At 70.7% G+C, this 21,245-nt stretch carries 21 protein-coding genes; 11 read left to right on the top strand and 10 right to left on the bottom strand.

Annotation, left to right across the window (positions count from 1 at the left end):
* Positions 1-8: 8 nt before the first annotated feature.
* Complete coding sequence (locus OG905_RS29635; protein ID WP_328678638.1) at positions 9-974, top strand: helix-turn-helix transcriptional regulator; 966 nt, start codon at positions 9-11, stop codon at positions 972-974.
* On the opposite strand, the gene OG905_RS29630 is transcribed toward OG905_RS29635, so the two are convergent.
* Positions 965-1,894, bottom strand: a complete 930-nt coding sequence (locus OG905_RS29630) for an SDR family oxidoreductase (protein WP_328678637.1) — start codon at positions 1,892-1,894, stop codon at positions 965-967. The two genes, OG905_RS29635 and OG905_RS29630, sit on opposite strands and share 10 nt — an antisense overlap.
* Positions 1,895-2,016: 122 nt before the next feature.
* Here OG905_RS29630 and OG905_RS29625 point away from each other — a divergent pair, with 122 nt between their 5' ends.
* Positions 2,017-2,538: a DUF4240 domain-containing protein gene (locus tag OG905_RS29625; RefSeq protein ID WP_328682677.1), complete on the top strand. Its 522-nt coding sequence runs from the start codon at positions 2,017-2,019 to the stop codon at positions 2,536-2,538.
* Positions 2,539-2,578: 40 nt separating this feature from the next.
* On the opposite strand, the gene OG905_RS29620 is transcribed toward OG905_RS29625, so the two are convergent.
* On the bottom strand, positions 2,579-3,076 hold the full coding sequence (locus OG905_RS29620) for a GNAT family N-acetyltransferase (RefSeq protein ID WP_328678636.1): 498 nt from the start codon (positions 3,074-3,076) through the stop codon (positions 2,579-2,581).
* 44 nt (positions 3,077-3,120) lie between these two features.
* On the opposite strand from OG905_RS29620, the gene OG905_RS29615 reads away from it, so the two are divergent.
* Positions 3,121-4,020 (top strand): TIGR01777 family oxidoreductase, encoded by a 900-nt coding sequence (locus OG905_RS29615; RefSeq protein WP_328678634.1) that lies wholly within the window; start codon positions 3,121-3,123, stop codon positions 4,018-4,020.
* A 218-nt stretch (positions 4,021-4,238) separates the two neighbouring features.
* The gene (locus tag OG905_RS29610) at positions 4,239-5,588 is read left to right on the top strand and encodes an NAD(P)/FAD-dependent oxidoreductase (RefSeq protein WP_328678631.1); all 1,350 of its coding nucleotides are present in this window, start codon (positions 4,239-4,241) and stop codon (positions 5,586-5,588) included.
* A gap of 388 nt (positions 5,589-5,976) precedes the next feature.
* On the opposite strand, the gene OG905_RS29605 is transcribed toward OG905_RS29610, so the two are convergent.
* A complete protein-coding gene (locus OG905_RS29605; RefSeq protein WP_328678628.1) occupies positions 5,977-7,419 on the bottom strand; it encodes a regulator in 1,443 nt (480 codons plus the stop codon).
* A 238-nt stretch (positions 7,420-7,657) separates the two neighbouring features.
* On the opposite strand from OG905_RS29605, the gene lipB reads away from it, so the two are divergent.
* The 4 genes from lipB to OG905_RS29585 all read left to right on the top strand — a co-directional run bounded on the left by lipB (position 7,658) and on the right by OG905_RS29585 (position 10,784).
* Entirely contained in the window at positions 7,658-8,485 is an 828-nt protein-coding gene (gene lipB, locus OG905_RS29600; RefSeq protein ID WP_328678627.1) for a lipoyl(octanoyl) transferase LipB, read from the top strand.
* A 102-nt stretch (positions 8,486-8,587) separates the two neighbouring features.
* Positions 8,588-9,556, top strand: a complete 969-nt coding sequence (gene lipA / locus OG905_RS29595; protein WP_328678626.1) for a lipoyl synthase — start codon at positions 8,588-8,590, stop codon at positions 9,554-9,556.
* 291 nt (positions 9,557-9,847) lie between these two features.
* Positions 9,848-10,057 (top strand): SCO2195 family GlnR-regulated protein, encoded by a 210-nt coding sequence (locus OG905_RS29590; RefSeq protein WP_328682676.1) that lies wholly within the window; start codon positions 9,848-9,850, stop codon positions 10,055-10,057.
* 19 nt (positions 10,058-10,076) lie between these two features.
* Complete coding sequence (locus OG905_RS29585; protein ID WP_328678624.1) at positions 10,077-10,784, top strand: DUF4191 domain-containing protein; 708 nt, start codon at positions 10,077-10,079, stop codon at positions 10,782-10,784.
* Positions 10,785-10,873: 89 nt separating this feature from the next.
* Here the strand turns inward: OG905_RS29585 and OG905_RS29580 are convergent, their stop codons facing one another.
* Entirely contained in the window at positions 10,874-11,341 is a 468-nt protein-coding gene (locus OG905_RS29580; RefSeq protein ID WP_328678622.1) for an RDD family protein, read from the bottom strand.
* Positions 11,342-11,572: 231 nt separating this feature from the next.
* Between OG905_RS29580 and glnA the strand changes: the two genes are divergently transcribed.
* Entirely contained in the window at positions 11,573-12,982 is a 1,410-nt protein-coding gene (gene glnA / locus OG905_RS29575; protein ID WP_328678620.1) for a type I glutamate--ammonia ligase, read from the top strand.
* Positions 12,983-13,106: 124 nt separating this feature from the next.
* Here glnA and OG905_RS29570 read toward each other — a convergent pair whose 3' ends face one another.
* The 6 genes from OG905_RS29570 to OG905_RS29545 all read right to left on the bottom strand — a co-directional run bounded on the left by OG905_RS29570 (position 13,107) and on the right by OG905_RS29545 (position 19,603).
* A complete protein-coding gene (locus OG905_RS29570; RefSeq protein WP_328682674.1) occupies positions 13,107-14,252 on the bottom strand; it encodes an RNA polymerase sigma factor in 1,146 nt (381 codons plus the stop codon).
* Positions 14,249-14,668, bottom strand: a complete 420-nt coding sequence (locus tag OG905_RS29565; RefSeq protein WP_328678619.1) for a YciI family protein — start codon at positions 14,666-14,668, stop codon at positions 14,249-14,251. The genes OG905_RS29570 and OG905_RS29565 overlap by 4 nt, the downstream gene beginning before the upstream one ends.
* A 627-nt stretch (positions 14,669-15,295) precedes the next feature.
* Entirely contained in the window at positions 15,296-17,104 is a 1,809-nt protein-coding gene (locus OG905_RS29560) for a choline/carnitine O-acyltransferase (protein WP_328682672.1), read from the bottom strand.
* Between the two features lie 2 nt (positions 17,105-17,106).
* On the bottom strand, positions 17,107-17,964 hold the full coding sequence (locus tag OG905_RS29555) for a class I SAM-dependent methyltransferase (protein ID WP_328678618.1): 858 nt from the start codon (positions 17,962-17,964) through the stop codon (positions 17,107-17,109).
* Between the two features lie 154 nt (positions 17,965-18,118).
* Positions 18,119-18,988, bottom strand: coding sequence for a HalD/BesD family halogenase (locus OG905_RS29550; RefSeq protein WP_328678617.1), 870 nt, complete (start codon positions 18,986-18,988; stop codon positions 18,119-18,121).
* 111 nt (positions 18,989-19,099) lie between these two features.
* Positions 19,100-19,603: an NUDIX domain-containing protein gene (locus OG905_RS29545; protein WP_328678616.1), complete on the bottom strand. Its 504-nt coding sequence runs from the start codon at positions 19,601-19,603 to the stop codon at positions 19,100-19,102.
* Positions 19,604-19,755: 152 nt separating this feature from the next.
* On the opposite strand from OG905_RS29545, the gene OG905_RS29540 reads away from it, so the two are divergent.
* Together OG905_RS29540 and OG905_RS29535 are read left to right on the top strand one after the other, a co-directional pair.
* Positions 19,756-20,364 carry a GNAT family N-acetyltransferase gene (locus OG905_RS29540; RefSeq protein WP_328678615.1) on the top strand — a complete coding sequence of 203 codons (609 nt, stop codon included), beginning with the start codon at positions 19,756-19,758 and terminating at the stop codon, positions 20,362-20,364.
* Between the two features lie 32 nt (positions 20,365-20,396).
* Positions 20,397-21,239 carry an MOSC domain-containing protein gene (locus OG905_RS29535; protein WP_328678614.1) on the top strand — a complete coding sequence of 281 codons (843 nt, stop codon included), beginning with the start codon at positions 20,397-20,399 and terminating at the stop codon, positions 21,237-21,239.
* Positions 21,240-21,245: the final 6 nt, after the last annotated feature.

The following is a 21,245-nucleotide window of genomic DNA, read 5'->3' as shown; positions in this document are numbered from 1 at the left end:
ATGGAGTCATGCGCGCCGCCCGGCTGATCAAGATGGTTCTGCTCCTCCAGGCCAGGCCCTCGATGACCGGGGCCGAGCTGGCACGCGAGCTGGAGGTGTCGGAGCGGACCATCACCCGGGACGCGCTCGCGCTGTCGGAGGCCGGGGTGCCGGTCTACGCCGACCGCGGCCGGGCCGGGGGCTACCGTCTCGTGGGCGGCTACCGCATCCGGCTCACCGGGCTCGGGCGCAGTGAGGCGGAGGCCCTGTTCCTGTCGGGGCTCCCGGGCGCGCTGCGGGAGATGGGCCTTCAGGACGCGGCGTCCGCGGCGCGCCTGAAGGTGTCCGCGGCCCTGCTGCCCTCGCTGCGGGACGCCCCTCGGAGCGCGGCGCAGCGCTTCCATCTCGATGCCCCCGGCTGGTACCAGGAGCCGCGGACGCCGGATCTGCTGCCCGCCGTCGCGGAGGCGGTGTGGGACGACCGCCGGATCAGGGCCCGCTACCGGCGTCAGGATGCCGAGGTGGAGCGGGAGTTGGAGCCGTACGGGCTCGTGCTCAAGGCGGGCGTCTGGTATCTGTGCGCCCGCGCGGGCACGGCCTTCCGGGTGTACCGGATCGACCGGTTCACGGGCGTGGAGCCGGACGGCGAAGTCTTCGAGCGCGACGAGGAGTTCGACCTGCCCGCCTTCTGGGAGGAGCGCGCGGCACAGTTCGCGCGCTCCATCCTGCGTGCCGAGGTGGTGGTGCGGCTCACCGAGGAGGGCGCGGGCCGACTGCCGTACGTCACCGACCGGGCAGCGGCCCGCGAGGCGCTGGCTGCCGCGGAACCGCCGGACGAGCAGGGCCGGGTGACGCTCACGCTGCGGGTGGAGTCCCACGAGGTGGCTCACGGCCAGCTGTTCGGTCTGGGACCCCATGTGGAGGTGCTGGAGCCCACGGAACTGCGCTCCCTGTTCGCCGAGTCGGCGGAAACGGCCGCGCAGCTCTACCGGTAGTCCTCCATGGACGGCTTGTCCCCGGTCTGCTCCGCCGCCTTCTCCGCCATCATGTACGCCCAGACATCCGGCCGGCTGCCGTCCGCGTCGGTGACTCCGTACTCCTTGGCCAGCTCTCCGCTGGACAAGGACTGTCCGTTCCAGCGTGCGCGCTCCGGATCGGCGGCGAGCGCGGCGACTCCCCGGCCGAGATAGACCGGCGACTCGGACAGCGCCCAGTGCGGCTGCTTGTCGATCCCGTCGCGCCAGGTCTCCTCGGTGAGTTCGAAGATGTCGAGCATCTCCTCGGAGCGGATGAAGCCCGGGGTGACCGCCACGGCGCTGGCGCCCACGCTCTTCAGCTCCTCGCCCAGGATGAAGGCCATGCGGATCGGGGCGTTCTTGGCGAGGTCGTAGTAGAAGTTCTCGCGGAAACCCCTGTTGGTGGCGGCCGTGCCGTCGGTGACCTCGACGACCAGACCGCCGGGCTGCTTCACCAGCAGGGGAAGCGCGATGCTGCTGGTGATGATGTGGCTCTTGGCTCCGAGATCGAGCATCCGCAGCCCGCGCTCCAGCTCGACGTCCCACATCTTCGTGTTGAAGTCGAGCAGGAAGTTGCCGCCCCAGATGTCGTTGACCAGGATGTCGAGCCGGCCGTGGTCCCGCTCGATCCGCCCGACCAGCGCCCGGACCTGCCCGGGCTCCAGATGGTCCGTCGGTACGGCGATGCCTTCGCCGCCCGCGGCCGTGACCAGTTCCCCCGTCTCCTCGATGGTCTCCGTCGCCCGGCCGAGCTCGCTGACCTGCTCGCGGGTGGTCCTTCCGGTCGCGTAGACGGTCGCGCCCGCGGCGCCCAGCTGCACGGCGATGGCACGGCCCGCGCCCCGGGTGGCGCCCGCGACCAGTGCGACCTTCCCTGCCAGGGGTGTTTTCGTCGTCATGAACCGACCGTCGCACGGATACCCGACATCCTCTGTCCGCCATTCATCAGCTCATCGAAAGACTCAGCATTTCGGCGGCTCCGCGTGCGCAGCCCCCCGCCAACCACGATGCTTGTCCCGTGATGGACGAGACGGAGTTCTGGGAGATCATCGACAGCACCCGCGAGGCCGCCGAGGGCGACCCCGAGGACCAGGCCGATCTGCTGGTCGAGCGGCTGCTGCAGCTCGACCCCGACTCCGTGCTGGACTTCGCACGGCACTTCGAGGCCCGCTACAACCGCGCGTACACCTGGGATCTGTGGGGTGCGGCCGCCGTGCTGCTCGGCGGCGCCAGCGACGACGCCTTCGACTACTTCCGCTGCTGGCTGATCGGTCAGGGCCGGGAGATCTTCGAGGGCGCCGTGCACGATCCGGACACGCTCGCCGAGCTCCTCGACGAGTTCGACGAGGACATCGACGGGGACGGCGAGGAACTGGGCTACGCGGCGGACGAGGCGTACGAGCAGCTCACCGGCGTTGTCGCACCGGATCTGGGAATCCCGCCGCAGGCGGCCGAGCCGGTCGGCACACCGTTCGACTTCGACGACGACGCTGCCTTGGCGGGGCGATTCCCCAAGCTCTGGGAGCGTTTCGGGGAGCCGTGAGAACTCCCGTGCGCGGCGGGCGAGTTGCTTTCGCCGCTGCTCAGAGGGTGAGGCTGCGGCCCATCATCACGTCGTCGACGTACTGCCCGTGGAGAATGAACTCCCCCGGCAGCACGCCCTCGATCACGAAGCCCTCCGACTCGTACAGCGCCCGCGCCGGCTTGTTGTGGCCGAGCACCCGCAGCGTCATGCGCACCGCGCCCTGCCGCCGCGCCTCGTCGAACGCCGCCCGCAGCAGTGCCCGCCCGATGCCGCGCCCGCGCGCCCGGCCGGCCACCGCGAGGCCCTGGATCTGGCGCACATGCTGGTTGCAGGCGAGCGGGGTGGGCGGGATCAGCCGTATGTAGCCGACCACGCTGCCGTCGGCGTCCTCGGCGACCAGGAAGTGCTCGGGCCGGTGGTTCGAGTCGAAGAACGGATCGTAGGGCGGCCGGGGCTTTTGCTGTACGGCGTGCAGCGGCGACCAGGTGTCGCGGTCGAGCTCGCCGAGGGCCGCCTCGTCGGAGAGCAGTGCGGGACGTATGTGCGACTCGGGCATGGACGTCACTGTGCCATGCGCCTCCCGCGGGGCAGGATGGGCCCATGCGAATCGCGGTCACCGGTTCCACCGGGCTCATCGGTACGGCACTCGTAGGCTCGCTGCGCTCGGACGGACACGAGGTCGTGCGCCTGGTGCGCCGCCCACCGCAGGCCGGGGACGAGGTGGAGTGGGATCCGGAGCGGCAGTACGTCGACGCGGCGGGACTGGTCGGCTGCGAGGGCGTCGTGCACCTCGCGGGCGCCGGGATCGGCGAACGCCGCTGGAACGACGCGTACCGCAAGAAGATCAGGGACAGCCGCGTGCTGGGCACCGCCGCCGTGGCGGAGGCCCTGGCCTCGCTGGCCGAACCGCCGCGGGTGCTGGTCTGCGGCAGCGCGATCGGCTACTACGGCGACACGGGGGACCGCGCGGTGGACGAGAGCGCACCCCCGGGCGACGGATTTCTGCCAAACATGGCCGTGGAGTGGGAAGAGGCGGCGGCCCCGGCGCAGGAGGCGGGCATCCGGACTGCCATCGCCCGCACCGGACTTGTGGTCGCACGCGAGGGCGGGGCCTGGGGCCGGATGTTCCCGCTGTTCAAGGCCGGCCTCGGCGGGCGGCTCGGCAACGGCAGGCAGTACTGGAGCTTCATCTCGCTGCACGACGAGGTCGCGGCGCTGCGGCATCTCCTCGATACGGAGTCGCTGTCCGGGCCCTTCAACCTCACGGCCCCGGACCCGGTCACCAATCGCGAGGTCACGGCAGCGATGGGCCGCGCACTGCACCGTCCTACGGTCTTCGCGGTCCCGGCCCCGGCGCTGCGGATCGCGCTCGGCGAGCTGACCGGGGACATCCTGACCAGCGCGCGGGTGCTGCCGACGCGGCTGCTGGAGTCGGGCTTCTCGTTCGCGTTCCCCGGCATCGACGAGGCGATCGGCGCGGCCGTACACGCGTCCGTCTGAGCTTCGGGTCCGGGGCTCGATCGCGGGGCGGGAGCGCGAGGCGGGAGCCCGGGCTGCGCTCCCGGAAGGCCGCGTGCGCCCCCGCGCACCGGTGCTCCACCGCATGCGCGACTCCAGTTCGGCCACCCCTGCCTAGTCTCGGGCGGAACTCGGGTATTCCTCGGGCCTGTTGGGGGCATGAGCCTCCCACCAGCCGCGCCGACCTCGGGGAGGGGCACGTGCTCAGCAGCACCGCTCATCATGCGGACGTCATCATCGTCGGGGCCGGGATCGCCGGCCTCTCGGCGGCTCATCAACTGACCGGCGCAGGCGTCACGGTCAGGGTTCTGGAGGCCGCCCCCGAGGTGGGCGGCCGGATGGCCACCGAGGAGCTCGACGGTTTCCGGCTCGACCGCATAGGCCAGTTGCTCAACACTTCGTATCCCGAACTGCGCCGTACGGGCGGGCTCGGGGACGTCGCCCTGCGGCCCTTTTCGCCAGGCGTGCTCGTGCACAGCGGGGGACGGCTGCAGCGCACCGGTGAAGTGGTCCGCCGAACCGGCGAACCGGGGGGCGCGCGATGGGGGTCCCCGCACGCCCTCCGGGGCGTAGGGGGAGCATTCACCGTCGCACGCGCCCTTGCGAGCGCCCCCAGGCCGCTGGACCAGGCGCGGCTCGGCGCTTCCCTGGCCCGCCTCGCGGGCACCTCGGTGGACCGCCTGCTCGCCCGCCCCGAACGGGCCACGGCGGGCTCGCTCTGCGCCCGCGGCATGCCCGCCCGTACGGTCCACGGCTTCCTGCGGCCGCTGCTCTCCACGCTGCTCTGCGACCCGGCGCTCATCACCTCCAGCCGGTGCGCCGACCTCGCGCTGCGCGGCTTCGCACGCGGCCTGATGTGCGTGCCCGAGGGCGGCGCCGCGGCCCTGCCCCGGCAACTGGCGGCCGCCCTGCCGCCCGGCACGGTCCACACGGGCATCCGGGTCAGCGACGCCTCCATCAGCCGGGTCAGGACCCGGGAGTACGGCGAACTCCGCTGCCGCGCCCTGCTGCTGGCCACCGGCGCCCGCGCCGCCGCCGAACTGCTGCCGGGCCTGCGGGTGCCGCCCTTCCACCCGGTGACGGTGCTGCACCACACCGCGCCCAGAGCCCCGCTCGCCGACCCGGCCCTCGTCCTGGACGCGGACCGCGGCGGGCCCGTCTCGCACACCGCGGTCATGAGCGAGGTCGACCCCTCGCGCGCGCCGGCCGGCCGGGTGCTGATCTCCTCGACGGTGCTCGGGACTCCCCCGCCGTATGTGGACCGCAGGGTCCGTGCGCACCTCGCCACGCTGTACGGCACGCCGACCGACGACTGGGAACTCCTGTCGGTCCACCACGACCCGGAGGCGGTCCCGGCGATGCCCCCACCACACGACCTGCGCCGCCCGGTGCGGCTGCTGTCTGGCCTGTACGTCTGCGGGGACCACCGGGACACGAGCACGGTGCAGGGGGCGCTGTTCTCGGGCAGAAGGGCGGCGGAGGCGATCCTGCGCGACTTCGGCGTCCAGTCGTCACGGGAGGAGGCGTCCGCGTTCTCGGCGGCCGCCTAGGGCGTGTTTTAGAAGTCGCTCCCCCAGAGCTTCGCCTGGGAGGTACCCCCACCCCGCGACGCCTGGCACGCACACTCGCGGTGTTGTCGGAGTCGCCCAAGTACGTCCAGTACGAGGGCGATCCTCCGCCTTGCGATTGCACGCACCAGACGCCGCGGGGCCCGCCCTGCGGGCGGACGGCGCTACTTCTAAAACACGCCCTAGCGCACCCACTCTGGGGCTCCGCGCCTCAAACGCCGGCGAGGCTGAAGTTCAGCCCGTCCGGCGTTTGAGGACATGCGGCCGAAGGTCGCATACGGGGGTCTGGGGGCGTGCCCCCAGGTCGGGACGGGGGTACCTCCCACGGCCGCCAGGCCGTAGGAGGAGGGCGGGTAGGGGACAAACCCCCCTAGCCCAGCGCAGCGACCCGGTCCCGATAGTTCCGCACCGCCGCCGCGTCCCGGTACGGCTCCAGCCGGCGCTCGAATTCCCGCACGTACTCCACCGCCCGCGCCGACCGCATCTCCGACGCCTGCAACGCCGCCTCCGCCCCCAGCGCGCATGCCTGGTCCAGCTCCCCCAGCCCGAGCCGGGCGGACGCGAGCACCACCCGGCAGAAGAGGCGGCTGCGCGCGTACGCCGGCGCCCGCAGCTGCAGCGAGCGTTCCGCGTGCTGCACCGCCGAGCGGTACTGCTGCAGATCCCGGTGGCAGTGCCCGAACTCGTCCGCGAGCTGCGCCTCGTCGAAGAAGCGCGCCCAGTGCGGCACATCGTCCCCCGGCCGTGCCGTCTCCAGTGCCCGCTCGGCCCGCACCAGCGCGGCGGTGCACGCCCGCACCTCGCCGAGCACCCCGTGCCCGCGCGCCTCGACGGCGTGCAGCAGCGCCTGCACCACCGGCGGCGCCGAGCCCACGCCCTGCTGGGCGACGCGGGTCAGCTGGACCGCCTCGCGCCCGTGCCCGAGGTAGACCGCCTGGCGGCTCATGGTGACCAGCACATACGAGCCGTACGCCCGGTCGCCCGCGGCCTGGGAGAGCCGCAGCGCCTGGACGAAGTAGCGCTGGGCGAGCCCGTGCGCCGCGATGTCGTACGAGGTCCAGCCGGCCAGCCGCGTCAGATCCGCGGCCGCGGCGAACAGCCGCCGCCCGGTCACCTCCCCGTATGTGCCGCGCAGCATCGGCTCGGCCTCGTGCTCCAGATAGCGCACGAGGGCCTGCCGGGCGTGCCCGCCGCCGTAGGCGTTGTCGAGGCTGCGGAAGAGCTCGCCGACCGAACGCAGCGCCGCGATGTCGCCGCCGGAGACTTTCTGGCCGGGCCCCCGTTCGGTGCCGCGCTGACGGGGGACGGAGGCGCGGCCCTGCTGCGGGACACGGATCGTGCCGTTCTGCACGGCTTCTCCCCGGCTCACCCGCTCGTCGGCCCGGCCGATCAGCCAGTCCCGGCTCGGCACCACCAGACCGGCCGGGGTGAAGGCGATCTTGCGCAGCTCCACATGGCTGCCGGAGTCCTTGCGCCACAGCCCGCTGACGATGTCGACGGCCTCTTCGGGTGTGGCCGCGAACTCCAGACCGGCGTAGACGGGGGCGCAGGCGTCGAGACCGAGGTCCTGCGCCGACAGCCGGCGGCCGAGCCGCCGCGTGAAGACCTCGGCGATCAGCGCGGGCGTCGTACCGCGCGGCTGCTGCCCGCGCAGCCAGCGGGTGACGGACGTCTTGTCGTAGCGCAGATCGAGTCCGTGCTCGAGGCCGAGCTGGTCCACCCGACGGGCGAGTCCTGCGTTGGAGAATCCGGCTTCTGCGATGAGCGCGGCGAGCTGTCGGTTGGGGATGCGCTGCGGGGGTCGTTCCGTCATCAGCTGTGCGGTCTCCTGCCTTCCGGGCCGGGAGCAGCCCTCATGGAACGGCGCGAATTTAGCGGCACTTCCCACCCACACCGCCACCTTCGCTTCACATTCATCCGATCGTGTGAGGATTGAGGACGCCACTGACGGACATCCGGCGAACATCCCTGCCCGGCCGCTCTCCCGAGAGCCGCCGTACAGTGGCTGGGGCGTGATGAGTGCACGCTGAAGGTTCTAGGGAGGCACAGCCGTGAGTGAGCTCCGGTTCGTCCATCTGGGGTTCGGCGACGAAGCCGTCGAGTACCAGGAGGCGTGGCAGAAGCAGCGCGAGGTCCACGCCGCCCGCTTCGCCGACGAGGTCGAGGACACCTGTCTGCTGCTCGAGCATCCGCCGGTGTATACGGCGGGGCGGCGTACGCAGGACAGCGAGCGCCCGCTCGACGGCACTCCCGTCGTCGATGTCGACCGCGGCGGCAAGATCACCTGGCACGGCCCCGGCCAGCTGGTGGGCTACCCGATCCTCAAGCTGCCGCGTCCGGTGGATGTCGTCGCGCATGTCCGCAGGCTGGAGGACGCGCTGATCCTCACCTGCGCGGAGTTCGGCGTGGAGACGAGCCGGGTCGAGGGCCGCAGCGGCGTCTGGGTACTGGGCGACCCGGTGGACCAGCGCCCGGCGATCGGCGGTCTCTCGCTCGACTTCGACCCACGGCTCGAGGACGACGAGTTCGACCCGCGGCTGAACGGCCCGGAGTACGCGCCGTCCAACGCGGGCCAGCGCCGCGAGGACCGCAAACTCGCGGCGATCGGCATCCGTATCGCCAAGGGTGTCTCGATGCACGGCTTCGCGCTCAATGTGAACCCGGACAACACCTGGTTCGACCGGATCGTGCCGTGCGGGATCCGGGACGCGGGCGTGGCCTCACTGGCGAACGAGCTGGGTCGCGACATCACGATCGCGGAGGTGCTCCCCGTACTGGAGAGGCAGCTGCGCGAGGTACTTGAGCACGCGGACCTCAAGCCGCGCGTGATCGAGCGCGAGGCGGAGAAGCCGCGCGAGGCGGAGAAGGCGACCGTCTGAGGAATGCGGCCGTCCGGCCGCAGGTTGGCCAGACGTAAAGCCGTACGAATTACGGGCGTACCCTGGTGTTCGCCGAAGAATCGAAGCTGTAGGGAGCCGGTCGTGTCCGCAGTCGCACCCGACGGACGCAAGATGCTGCGCCTGGAGGTCCGCAACAGCCAGACCCCCATCGAGCGCAAGCCCGAGTGGATCAAGACCCGGGCGAAGATGGGCCCCGAGTACACGCAGATGCAGAAGCTCGTGAAGAGCGAGGGTCTGCACACCGTGTGCCAGGAAGCCGGCTGTCCGAACATCTACGAATGCTGGGAGGACCGCGAGGCGACCTTCCTCATCGGTGGCGACCAGTGCACCCGGCGCTGCGACTTCTGCCAGATCGACACAGGCAAGCCGCAGGCGCTGGACCGTGACGAGCCGCGCCGGGTGGGCGAGTCCGTCGTCACGATGGACCTGAACTACGCCACCATCACGGGCGTCGCGCGCGACGACCTGGAGGACGGCGGCGCCTGGCTGTACGCGGAGACCGTGCGCCAGATCCACTCGATGACCTCGCAGCGCGAGGCCGGCCGCACCAAGGTCGAGCTCCTCATCCCCGACTTCAACGCGGTGCCCGAGCAGCTGGCCGAGGTCTTCTCCGCCCGCCCCGAGGTGCTCGCGCACAATGTCGAGACCGTGCCGCGGATCTTCAAGCGGATCCGCCCCGGTTTCCGTTACGAGCGCTCCCTCGAGGTCATCACGCGCGCCCGCGAGGCGGGCCTGGTCACCAAGTCGAACCTCATCCTGGGCATGGGCGAGGAGCGCGAGGAGGTCAGCGAGGCGCTGTGGCACCTGCACGAGGCGGGTTGCGAGCTCATCACGATCACGCAGTATCTGCGTCCTTCGGTGCGCCACCACCCGGTCGAGCGCTGGGTGAAGCCGCACGAGTTCGTGGAGCTGAAGGAGGAGGCCGAGGAGATCGGCTTCTCCGGTGTGATGTCGGGCCCGCTGGTGCGTTCCTCGTACCGCGCGGGACGGCTGTTCCAGCAGGCGATGGAGCGGCGCGGCACCGCAGTGACCACGTCACAGGCTGTGTGAATTCAGGCACAAGCAACTACCGCAGAGTAACGGCGAGTTGGGCGCGGCCCGTACTCCCCCCGCAGGTCGGGGCGGCGTACGGGCCGCGTCACTCTTTCCGGCACGGGCGTAAACGTTTCATCGGTGTTTGACCCCGGGGTCACGCCCTGGTAACACCAATCAGTGACGCTGGCTCTACACACAGCACGCACCACCCCCGCTTCACCCCGCACGCACCGCCTCCCCGATACACCCCGTACCCCCCGCACCGTCCGCACCACGTCGATCCTCACCCCGAGGGGGACCTCCACCATGCAGGCCGCGCCGGTTCGACCCGTACGCGCAACCGCCATCCCGTCCGTCACCGATGCTCTGCGCGCCATGGAGTCGCTGCTTCTTCGCAGCGGGCAGCGCACCGCCCGCAGGAACGCATGGACCGCCGTCCTGGAAGACCGGCGCAGGGCCAAGGACCGGGTCGAGGCGCAGCATGTACTGGAGGCCGTGGCGGGTCGCACTTCCTAAGCCACGTAAACTTCCAGTCATGGCGAGGAAGGCAAACTCAGACAGCGCTGACGCTGCTGCGAACCCCGGGCGACTGAAGCAGATCGCCCTGACGTACAAGATGACCCGGAAGGCCGACCCGAAGGTCGGTCTTGTCGTCGCGGCTGTGGGAATCGTCACCTTCGGTGTCTTCCTCGCGATCGGTTTCTTGATCGACCACCCCGTGTATCTGGGCATCCTCGGATTCCTGCTGGGCTTCCTCGCGATGGCGATCGTCTTCGGACGCCGCGCCGAGCGGGCGGCCTTCGGGCAGATGGAGGGCCAGCCCGGCGCCGCGGCCGCGGTGCTGCAGAACGTGGGACGCGGCTGGACGACGACTCCGGCGGTTGCGATGAACCGCAGCCAGGACGTCGTGCACCGGGCGGTCGGCAAGGCCGGCATCGTGCTGGTGGCCGAGGGCAACCCGAACCGGTTGAAGACGCTTCTGGCGGCCGAGAAGAAGAAGATGGCGCGCATCGTGGTGGACGTGCCGGTGCACGACATCATGGTGGGCGACGGCGAGGGCCAGGTGCCGCTGAAGAAGGTGCGCACCACCATGCTGAAGCTGCCGCGCGTGCTCACCGGCCCGCAGGTCACGGCGGCGAACGACCGTCTGCGTGCGATGGGCGACCTGATGAGCAACATGCCGCTGCCGAAGGGTCCGATGCCGAAGGGCACGCGGATGCCGCGGGGCGGGAAGATGCGCTGATCCCTACGAAACAAGGCGGTGGCCCGGGACTGTGTCCCGGGCCACCGCCTTTTGTATCTGCCGTCTTTTGTATCTGCTGTATCTGCGCTCTAGATCCGCACCTGAACGGCGCGTGCGAGCCGGTCGTGCAGCCCGCGCCCGTCGCGGTCCCAGATCAGGGCCGGGATGGCGAGGGAGAGGAGCACGCTGCGCACCAGGACCCGGCCGGTCCCGAGCCGTCCGCCGTCCTCGGCGACGACGCGCAGTCCGAGGAGCCGCTTGCCCGGCGTGAAGCCGACCGTACCGATGGTGAGCACGCTCAGTACGAGAAAGATGCCGAGCGCCCAGTTCCCGGCGGCCTCCCGGTCACCATTGGCGAACAGTCCGTATGCGATCAGGAGGCACAGCCCCCAGTCGACGAAGACGGCGCCGAAGCGCCGCCCGAGAGGGGCGATGGAGCCCGGTCCGGCCTCCGGCAGGCCGAGCCGCATACCGCGGTGGCCGAAGTCGGCGCCCATGTCCTCGGCGGCCGCGCGTGGCCCGGACAGCCACGATCCGATTGCTTGCCTGTTGTCCACCGGACCACGGTACTGCGCCCGGTTTGGATCACTTCGGTCCGGGTCCTCGACAAGACCCTGAACCGTTGTGACAAGACCCCGGCCCCCCGACCCGGTTAACTTGGGCGAAACAAATGGGTCATGCTTGAGAAATCCGGTCTGCCTATGGTCGGGTCCAGCGTGTGCCACCGCACTGGCCGCACGACGAGCTACCACCCCGCCCGTCCCCGGGTCGGGAGTAGGAGGAGTTGGATGTTCCAGAACGCCGATGACGCCAAGAAGTTCATCGCGGACAACGACGTCAAGATGGTCGACGTCCGGTTCTGCGACCTTCCCGGCGTGATGCAGCACTTCACGATCCCGGCGACGGCGTTCGACCCGTCCGACGAGCTGGCCTTCGACGGCTCGTCGATCCGCGGCTTCCAGGCGATCCACGAGTCGGACATGGCGCTGCGCGCGGACCTGTCGACGGCGCGGCTCGACCCGTTCCGCAAGGACAAGACGCTCAACATCAACTTCTTCATCCACGACCCGATCACGGGCGAGCAGTACAGCCGTGACCCGCGCAACATCGCCAAGAAGGCGGAGGCGTACCTCGCCTCCACGGGCATCGCCGACACGGCGTACTTCGGTCCCGAGGCCGAGTTCTACGTCTTCGACAGCGTGCGCTTCGCCACCACGGCGAACGAGGGCTTCTACCACATCGACTCCGAGGCAGGCGCCTGGAACACCGGTGCGCTGGAGGACAACCGCGGCTACAAGGTCCGCTACAAGGGCGGCTACTTCCCGGCCCCGCCGGTCGACCACTTCGCCGACCTGCGCGCCGAGATCTCCCTGGAGCTGGAGGCGTCCGGCCTCCAGGTCGAGCGCCAGCACCACGAGGTGGGCACCGCCGGCCAGGCCGAGATCAACTACAAGTTCAACACGCTGCTCGCCGCGGCCGACGACCTGATGCTCTTCAAGTACATCGTGAAGAACGTCGCCTGGCGCAACGGCAAGACCGCGACCTTCATGCCGAAGCCGATCTTCGGCGACAACGGCTCGGGCATGCACGTCCACCAGTCGCTGTGGCAGGGCGGCATCCCGCTCTTCTACGACGAGCAGGGCTACGCGGGCCTGTCGGACACAGCCCGCTACTACATCGGCGGCATCCTCAAGCACGCCCCGTCGCTGCTGGCCTTCACCAACCCGACGGTGAACTCCTACCACCGCCTGGTGCCCGGCTTCGAGGCCCCGGTCAACCTGGTCTACTCGCAGCGCAACCGCTCGGCTGCGATGCGTATCCCGATCACGGGCTCGAACCCGAAGGCCAAGCGCGTCGAGTTCCGCGCCCCGGACCCGTCCTCGAACCCGTACCTGGCGTTCTCCGCGCTGCTGCTGGCGGGCCTCGACGGCGTCAAGAACAAGATCGAGCCGGCGGAGCCGATCGACAAGGACCTCTACGAGCTCGCCCCCGACGAGCACGCGAGCGTCCCGCAGGTCCCGACCTCCCTCCCGGCGGTGCTCGAGGCGCTGGAGGCGGACAACGAGTACCTGCAGGCGGGCGGTGTCTTCACGTCCGACCTGATCGAGACGTGGATCGACTACAAGCGGACGAGCGAAATCGCCCCGATCCAGCTGCGGCCGCACCCGCACGAGTTCGAGCTGTACTTCGACATCTAGGATCGCCGCGGGTCGCAGCGGGGTTCCGCTCGCCCGGGTCGTCTGTGGGCCGTCGGCCGTGCTCTTCCACCTCCGGAAGGCGCGGCCGACGGCCTTCGTGCTGCGGGAATCCGAGCGCGACCCGTCAGCGACACGGGCGGGCGTTGAGCCGGGCGGCCTGGCGCGTCAGGTGGTCGCGCTCGGCGAGGTTGGGTGCCTTGTGGGCCGCCTCGGTGTACAGCCGTGCCGCCGTCGCCAGGTCGCCGTCGCGCTCGTGGAGGTACGCCGCCACCGCGGCGTGGCGGGGCAGTGAGTCGTCCAGCGCCGCGAGCGCCGCCAGGCCGGCGCGCGGTCCGTCGGCCTCGCCGACGGCCACCGCGCGGTTGAGCCGGACGACCGGGCTGTCGGTCAGGCGCGCGAGCTCGTCGTACCACTCGACGATCTGCACCCAGTCAGTCTCCTCGGCGGTGGGCGCGTCGGCGTGGAGTGCCGCGATGGCGGCCTGGGCCTGGAACTCGCCCAGCCGGTCGCGGGCGAGGGCCGCCTGCAGGATCTCGACGCCCTCGGCGATCGACTCGGTGTCCCACCGGCCGCGGTCCTGCTCGGCGAGCGGCACCAGGCTGCCGTCGGGCGCGGTCCGGGCGGCACGCCGGGCGTGGTGGAGCAGCATGAGGGCGAGCAGCCCCGCCACCTCGGGGTGGTCGATCGCGGCCGCGAGCTGCCGGGTGAGGCGGATGGCCTCGGCGGCGAGGTCGACGTCGCCGGAGTAGCCCTCGTTGAAGACCAAGTAGAGGACGCGCAGCACGGTGGCGACGTCGCCGGGCTGGTCGAACCGCACGCCGGAGACGGTGCGCTTGGCCCGGCTGATGCGCTGCGCCATGGTCGCCTCGGGCACCAGGTAGGCCTGGGCGATCTGGCGGGTGGTCAGCCCGCCGACGGCGCGCAGCGTGAGCGCGACCGCGGACGACGGCGTCAGCGAGGGGTGGGCGCACAGGAAGTAGAGCTGGAGCGTGTCGTCCACCGCGGGCGCGGACCCGGGCGCCGGTTCCTCGTCGACGAGGTCCTCACGCCGGCGGCGGGCGGTGTCCGCCCGGGTCGCGTCGAGGAACTTGCGCCAGGCCACGGTGACCAGCCAGCCCTTCGCATCCCGCGGAGGGTCGGCCGGCCACACACGGACCGCCTCGACCAGCGCCTCCTGCACGGCGTCCTCGGCCGCCGCGAAGTCGGCTCCGCGGCGGACGAGGATCCCGAGCACGCTCGGCGTGAGGCTCCGGAGCAGGACCTCGTTCACTTGAAAGAGCACTCCGAGATGGTGGGCGAGAGGCCGTAGAACGGGCGCAGCTCGAGCCACTCGTGGATCGGCTTACCACCCGCCCCGGGGGCGGCCGACAGCTCCCCGGCCAGCTCTACGGCGCGCTCGTAGCTGTCGACGTCGATCACCATCCAGCCGGCGATGAGGTCCTTGGTCTCGGCGAACGGGCCGTCGGTGACCGGCGGGCGCCCCTCGCCGTCGTACCGGACGAACGTCCCCTCGGGTGCAAGGGCCTGGCTGTCGACGAACTCGCCGGTCTCCTCGAGCCGGGCCGCGAAGTCGTTCATGTACTGCACGTGGGCCGAGATCTCCTCCGGCGTCCACTGGTCCATGGGCACGTCGTTGACCGAAGCCGGGGCGCCGCGGTAGTGCTTCAGCAGCAGGTACTTGGCCATCGTGTTTCTCCTCGGTGCTGGTGCGACCCATTGTGGTCGCGTTCACTGCGGGGACGGAGCCAGTCACGGGTTCTCGACATCGCCGTCCGAATTTTTTGACTCTCGTAGATGAGCGTGGGTGCGCCCTCTCGCGGTGTCCGGGTCCACGGCGTGGCGCGAGGGCGAGACGGCGCGGTGCGCCGCGGACGGCTGACCGGGAAGTCGTCTGTGGGCCGTCGGCCGTGCTCTTCCACTTCCGGAAAGCGCGGCCGACGGCCGCTTCTGCGAGTGGCGCTCAGGCGCAACCGGCTCCGCGCCGAGGCAACCTCGCCGCCGTCGACCTCAGCCGATCACCCGAGCAGTGAAGCGAAAGCTCAGGATGATCGGCCAGGAAGCCGGCCGGTGTCAGGTACTGGTGGCGGCTGCGTAGGACCCGCTGGTCATCGACACCCAGCGGATGGACGCGCCCACCTGAGCCCGGGCCGGCACGGTGGGGAACGCCTCCCGCCTCGGTCGCCGAGCTCGGCTCACAGGCGACCGGAAGCGGGCACGGAGAGGTCCGCCCCGGACGGGGACGCCGGAAGCCGTTCGCCCACCGATGGGCTCGGCACCCGCGCGCGGGGGCGGACCGGTTCGTTCCGCGTACGCCTACTGCTCGGGCGCCAGCAGCTCCCGCAGCTCGGCCACCGCCTCCCGCAGCCTGTCCGCGAACGTGCGCATCTGGTCGGCCACCGCCCGCGGCGTGCTCAGGTAGACGTTGAAGCGCTCCGGCAGCAGGACGTACGCGATGCCGATGCACTGGAGGCTCGTCGAGCCGAAGCCGAAGTACTGGATGTTGTGGGACGGAGCCGAGCTCGTGCTCAGGTAGTCGTCGCGCATCGTCAGCCAGCCCGGTGTCCGGTACAGCGCCGGCTGTTCGGTCACCCTCAGCTCCCCGCCGCGACGGCGCTGGATCAGTTCCAGTTCCCACAGGTGCTGTTCGGGCACCCGAACGGCCTGGGATTCCTTCGCGCGGGTCACATGGCCCTGGGCCGCCGCCCGGAAGGCGGCGCGGCGGGTGGCCCGGTCCGTCGACGGGTTCTCCATCGTCGCGACGAAAGCGACCATCTCCGGGGTGACGACCCGCATCGCCTCGGTCCGCCCGTGCCGGTACTGGCGGGTGGCGATCGACTCGTACGTCGCGCCCAGGTGTCCCTTGGCCCGCTGGTGGGCCAGCTGGTAGGCGACCTGGACGAACGCGTCGGGCGAGACCCCCAGCGACTTGGCGGTGGTGGCGCCGAAGTCGTCGAACGACACGGTCGCGGTCGCGGTGGCCTGTCCGTACGCGGCGAACGCGTCGGCGGCCGAGCGCGCCTGGGCCCGCAGGGCGTCGTCCAGCTCGAACGCGATCGGTTCCAGTGCGGGCAGCCCCTGGGAGCGAGCCCCGGACTGCTGGGAGTGTTCCCCGGGCGGGGTGCTGAGCAGGGCGTCGGTGAAGCTGAGGATGGTCGTCCCGTCCAGCTCGCAGTGCTCGACGTTGATGCCCGCACGGCCGTCGGTGAAGACGACGAACGACACGGCCTTGTCGAACCACCGGTTGCCGCGGTCGCCGTACAGCAGTTGGTCGCAGGCCTCCTGGGTGTCCGCCGGTGCGAAGTCCTCCAGGCAGACGCAGAACAGCGCGGTCTCGATGTCGTCGAGTGCGTCGGCGTTGCGGGGGTGGCAGGCGAGCAGGGACTGCCGGGCGGCCGCCCATTCCGCGCGGGCCATGGTGGTGAGGTGGCCCACCGACACGTCCGCCGGTTCCGCGCCGGCCTTCATCGCGGCGCTCAGGCCCGCCTCGATGTCGTCCAGGCTGTGCGGGACACCGTCCTCGCCGAGCACGTCCAGCCGGAACATACCGCCCCGGAAGAACACGACGATGTGCCGTGCGTCGGACGGGCCCGGCCACGCCTCGGTGTAGGGGGCGCGTACGGTGTCCAGTTCGGCGCCGGGGATCCGGGTGGTGGAGAACAGGAACTTGTTCTGCACCATCGACTGGGGCACGCCGCGCTGGACCACCGGCGGGATGAGCCCCTGGTCGAGCTGCCGCTTGTAGTTGAGCGCCCCGGCGACGAGCCCGGCCGCCCGTTCCAGCTGCGCCTGGCCGGTGTCCTGGAACAGGAAGAAGAAGTTGGCGTTGAGCGCGATCCGGTCCCGGCGGCCCAGGTAGCGGTACGGCCAGAAGGTGTCGAGCCAGCTGTGCACGCCCTCCGTGGCGTCGTACGCCTCAAGCGCCGCGTGCAGCACCCGGCCGGGGCCGTCGGGCCGGAGAAAGGCTGCCACCTCCGCCTCCGTCTCCGCCCGCTCGTCGGCGGTCAGCAGCGGCGCGCACCAGGCGAGGAACCTCTCGCAGCTCGCCTCCAGCGCGGGCAGCGGCACGCGCGGAAGGCTGTCCTCCTGGGCGAAGGTCGCGTTGCCTGTTACATCCTGACTGATCTTCAACTCTGCTCTCGATTCGGATCGTTGGGGCCGGACGGGCGGTGCGGCCGGGAAAGGTGGAGCTGTGCGTACATCCAGCCTTCCGCCTCCAGGCCCCGCGCATCCACCCCGTTGGACGACATCGTGTCCAGGACGAGCGTCTGTTCCTCCGGGGAGGCGAACCTCCGCTGTTTGAAGACGCCTTCGACATGGATGGTCCGGTAGCCGAGTTCGGCGAGCGCGTGCTCGACGGGGTCGAACGGGAACATCCGCAGCGCGAAGTGCGCCATCCAGGGCCGGTGGGTGCCCTGCGCCTCGACGACGCGCTTGAGCGTCCGCTCGGTGACGTAGCCGAGGCAGCCCGTCGAGATCACCAGGTCCGTCCCGGCGAACTGGGCGCGCTGCCGCGGTGTGGGCTCGTGCGCCTCCAGGTCGGCGTGCACGGCGTCGTCGAGGAATCCGGCGTCGAGTGCGTACGACAGCGCGCTGGCGGAGGTGTCGAGGCCGACGAATCGTACGGGCTGCGCGGGCTGCCGCGAGCGGGCCAGCTCCCGGTCCCGGGCGAGCAGGGCCTCGCGGCTCTCCCCTTCACGCTCCATCTCGCGCTCCTCGTCGCCGTAGCGCGCGTACAGCTCGTCCATGGTCGCGTCGTACTTCAGCAGGGCGGCGTTGATTCCGTACGAACAGCCTATGTCCAGCACCTTCGGCACGGCGACGTGCTGGGAGTCCCGGTACTCCTTGATGAGCTTCGCGAAGTAGGGCTTGGCCAGTTGCGGAACGCAGTAGCCCAGGGGGCGCAGCACGCTGAAATAGGCGCGCGGATCGGGCTGGGTGTAGATGTGGTCGAGCGAGACTTTTCCGGTCGCGTCGAAACGCACAGGGCTTACTCCTCCATGGATCGCGTGGATCGCAGAGTGGGGGGACACGGCCTGCGACTAGGGCGTGTTTGAGAAGTCCCTCCCCCAGAGCTTCGCCTGGGAGGTACCCCCACCCGGCGGGCGGACGGCGCTGCTTCTCAAACACGCCCTAGCGTCAGTCCAGCAGCCGGTCGCCGCGGACGGCCCGGCCCTCGGCCGCCACGTGCTCGGGCAGGACGCGGCCGAAGAGCTGCCGGGTCCGTGCCACGCTCCCGATGACGCCGGGGCGCTCGCTGTAGGCGAATATCGCGGAGTGGCGCGCGATGTCGCCCCGCACGGGGCTGACCCGGTGCAGCGAGTAGCGGCCCTTGAACAACTGCAGGTCACCGGGTTGCAGGGACAGGGACCGGGTCAGCCGCTCGCCCCGGCCGTCCAGTACGTCGCGGACGTCGTCGAAGCTCTCGTCCTGCGCGGACCTGATGTTCGGGCAGTACTCGAAGACGCCGCCGGACTGCGCCTCCTGGGTGAGCATGCTGACGGTGAACTCGTTGGTGTCGAAGTGCCAGGGGTGTTCCATGCCCGGCTCGACGACGTTGAGAACCAGCCCGGAGAGCGGGTCGGCCAGTTCGTGAAGCTGCGGCAGTCCGAAGCAGCGGGCGACGAAGTGCTGGAACGCGGTGTGGGAGTAGAGCCGGCTGATGAGGGAGCCCGCGGGGATACGGTCCCGCGCGACGAACGCGTTGCCCCGCTCGAAGGTACGCCGGCCGGGGTGGTCCTCGGGCAGAGCCGAGTCCACGGGGATGTTGTAGACGTTGACGGTTTCGGTGTCGAAGTGCGCGCGCGGGGCGATGGCCGAGCACTCCTGCCGCAGGACATCGCGGAGTGAGGGGCGGATGAAGTCCGGCAGTACGGTGCAGCCGACGGTCGACAGTTCGCGCCGGGCACGGGAGACGACGGCCTGTCCCTCGGCGCTTTCGAGTTCCGACAGGGGGTAGCGGGCCGTGTCGACCACCTGGTCGAGCATGACGGCTTCCAGAGTGCTCATACGATCCTCTCAACGCCCGAACTCAACTGAGAAGTAACGGAGTTGAAGCTCCCACAGTGCCGCGAGGATGTCTGTGACACGTCACACGCGCCGACGGTCGTTTGGGTCGGCTCAGGATGCCCAGCCGCGCAGTGAGATCTGCGGGCCACCGGACAGGTAGTGGCGCAGGGCCGTGGCGGAGGTGGGTACGAATTCCTCGGGGAGGTCGCCGGTGTCGACCCAGCTGACCTGGGCGTGCTTGGCGGGTTCGCGGTTCTCGGGTTCCCCGGCCCATTGATGTGTGGCGAAGACGACGGTGAGGAACCCGTTGGGCGCGTCGACGCCCCAGGCGCCGTGGACGACCTGGGCGAGGCGCAGGTCGTCGGCCTTGACGGTCAGGCCGGTCTCCTCGCGGAGTTCGCGGACCGCGGTGTCGGTGATGGGCTCGCCCGGCTCGCTCTTGCCGACGGGGAGATCCCACCGGCCACGGGCGAACTTGTTGCCGGGGCCGCGCTGGAGGAGGACGACGCGGCTGGTCTCCCGGTCGTGGACGATGACGGCGGCGACGAGGACGGTCATCGCATCGAGCGCGGGCGGGAGGGCCGGTGGGCGGTGCTCGGTGTTCGGCTGGGCCACTGCATCCCCTCGTCGGTCAATCGGTCGGCCAGTCAGGCCGATTGGGCAGATTGGACAGAGTGGGCACCCTAGCGGCACGGTCACCCTGGCCGAGTTTGCACTAGTGCAATAGTGGATTGCGGCTAGTGCAGGATCGGGCTACGGTTCGGATCATGCCTGCCAAGACACCGCAGCCCGTGACGCTGACCGGCCACCATGTACGCCTCGAACCGTTGACGACGGATCACCTCGGAGACCTCTTCGCCGCCGGCGGGGGTGACGACGAGGTCTGGCGCTGGCAGGGCGGCCCCACTCCGCACACGCAGGACGAGCTCGGCCACAAGCTCCGTGAACTGCTCAAGGACGCCGAACACGGCACGTACCTCCCGTTCGCCGTCATCCAGCGCGCGACCGGCAGGGCCGTGGGCTGGACCACGTACATGGACGTCGACACGCAGGACGAGCGCCTGGAGATCGGCTGGACGTGGTACGGCCGCGCGTCGTGGCGTACGGCGGTCAACACCGAGACGAAGCTGCTGTTGCTCAACCACGCTTTCGAGGAACTGGGCATGGGGCGCGTCCAGTTGAAGACGGACCATATGAACGAGCGGTCCCAGGCCGCCATCGCCCGCCTCGGGGCGCAGCGGGAAGGCGTCCTGCGCCGCCACAGGCAGCGTCCGGACGGGACATGGCGGGACAGCGTCTATTTCTCGATCCTCGCGGACGAGTGGCCCGGGGTGAAGGCTCGCCTCGGCGACCGGCTCCGGGGTTCGGAAGGATGACCGCCCGCGGGGCGCACATACGATCGGGTCGCATGGGGATCACTGTGCAGAAGCTGACGTACTACCCGGTCAAGGGCTGTGCCGGAACCGGTGTCGAGTCCGCCCGGGTCGGCGTGATGGGGCTGGAGCACGACCGGACGTTCATGGTCGTCGACGCCGCGGACGGGTCGTTCCGCAGTCAGCGGGCGCTGCCCGCCATGGCCGCGATCCGGCCGGAGATCGTCGGCGGGGGTGCCGCGCTGCGGCTGGCCGCGGACGGGGTCGAGAGCGTACTGCTGGACGTCGACCCGGACGGGGAGCGGCGGCCGGTGAGCATGTTCGGGCGCGACATCGGGGAGGGCGCGGATCAGGGGGACGCCGCCGCCGAGTGGTTCTCACAGGTGCTGGGGGCGAAGTCCCGGCTGGTGCGGGTGCCTTCGGACTTCGACCGGGACGGGTGGGGCGAGACGCCCGGCAAGGTCGGTTTCGCGGACGCGCATGCGGTGCTGGTGGCGTCCCAGGCCTCGCTCGACGGCCTGAACGCACGGATCACGGCGCGGGGCGCTGCCCCGGTGCCGATGGACCGCTTCCGGGCGAACATCGTCCTCGACGGCTGCGCCGAGCCGCACGCCGAGGACGAGATGCGCCGCCTGGAAATCGGTACGGTGCACCTCGCGTACGCGGTCAGGGCGATGCGGTGCAGCGTCCCGCTGGTCGACCAGCTCACAGGCCTGCGCGCGGGCCCCGAGCCGATCCGCACGCTCGCGACGTACCGGCGGGAGCCGGAGTACGAGAACAAGGTCAGCTTCGGCATGAAGGCGGCGGTCGTGGAGCGCGGGTCGCTGGCGGTGGGAGACCCGGTTCTGCCGACGTGGGCGTCAGGGGCGGCTGCCTGAAGGCCC

Source organism: Streptomyces sp. NBC_00322, from assembly GCF_036147535.1.
Lineage (GTDB): Bacteria > Actinomycetota > Actinomycetes > Streptomycetales > Streptomycetaceae > Streptomyces.
The sequence above is the reverse complement of the archived record's forward strand: the minus strand, read 5'-3'. Positions and strand labels throughout refer to the sequence as shown.

Excerpts from the sequence above, each read along its gene's own strand:
- OG905_RS29635 (WP_328678638.1), top strand. The coding sequence starts at position 9 with ATGCGCGCCGCCCGGCTGATCAAGATGGTTCTGCTCCTCCAGGCCAGG.
- OG905_RS29630 (WP_328678637.1), bottom strand. The coding sequence starts at position 1,894 with ATGACGACGAAAACACCCCTGGCAGGGAAGGTCGCACTGGTCGCGGGC.
- OG905_RS29625 (WP_328682677.1), top strand. The coding sequence starts at position 2,017 with ATGGACGAGACGGAGTTCTGGGAGATCATCGACAGCACCCGCGAGGCC.
- OG905_RS29620 (WP_328678636.1), bottom strand. The coding sequence starts at position 3,076 with ATGCCCGAGTCGCACATACGTCCCGCACTGCTCTCCGACGAGGCGGCC.
- OG905_RS29615 (WP_328678634.1), top strand. The coding sequence starts at position 3,121 with ATGCGAATCGCGGTCACCGGTTCCACCGGGCTCATCGGTACGGCACTC.
- OG905_RS29605 (WP_328678628.1), bottom strand. The coding sequence starts at position 7,419 with ATGACGGAACGACCCCCGCAGCGCATCCCCAACCGACAGCTCGCCGCG.
- OG905_RS29590 (WP_328682676.1), top strand. The coding sequence starts at position 9,848 with ATGCAGGCCGCGCCGGTTCGACCCGTACGCGCAACCGCCATCCCGTCC.
- OG905_RS29585 (WP_328678624.1), top strand. The coding sequence starts at position 10,077 with ATGGCGAGGAAGGCAAACTCAGACAGCGCTGACGCTGCTGCGAACCCC.
- glnA (WP_328678620.1), top strand. The coding sequence starts at position 11,573 with ATGTTCCAGAACGCCGATGACGCCAAGAAGTTCATCGCGGACAACGAC.
- OG905_RS29565 (WP_328678619.1), bottom strand. The coding sequence starts at position 14,668 with ATGGCCAAGTACCTGCTGCTGAAGCACTACCGCGGCGCCCCGGCTTCG.
- OG905_RS29550 (WP_328678617.1), bottom strand. The coding sequence starts at position 18,988 with ATGAGCACTCTGGAAGCCGTCATGCTCGACCAGGTGGTCGACACGGCC.
- OG905_RS29540 (WP_328678615.1), top strand. The coding sequence starts at position 19,756 with ATGCCTGCCAAGACACCGCAGCCCGTGACGCTGACCGGCCACCATGTA.
- OG905_RS29535 (WP_328678614.1), top strand. The coding sequence starts at position 20,397 with ATGGGGATCACTGTGCAGAAGCTGACGTACTACCCGGTCAAGGGCTGT.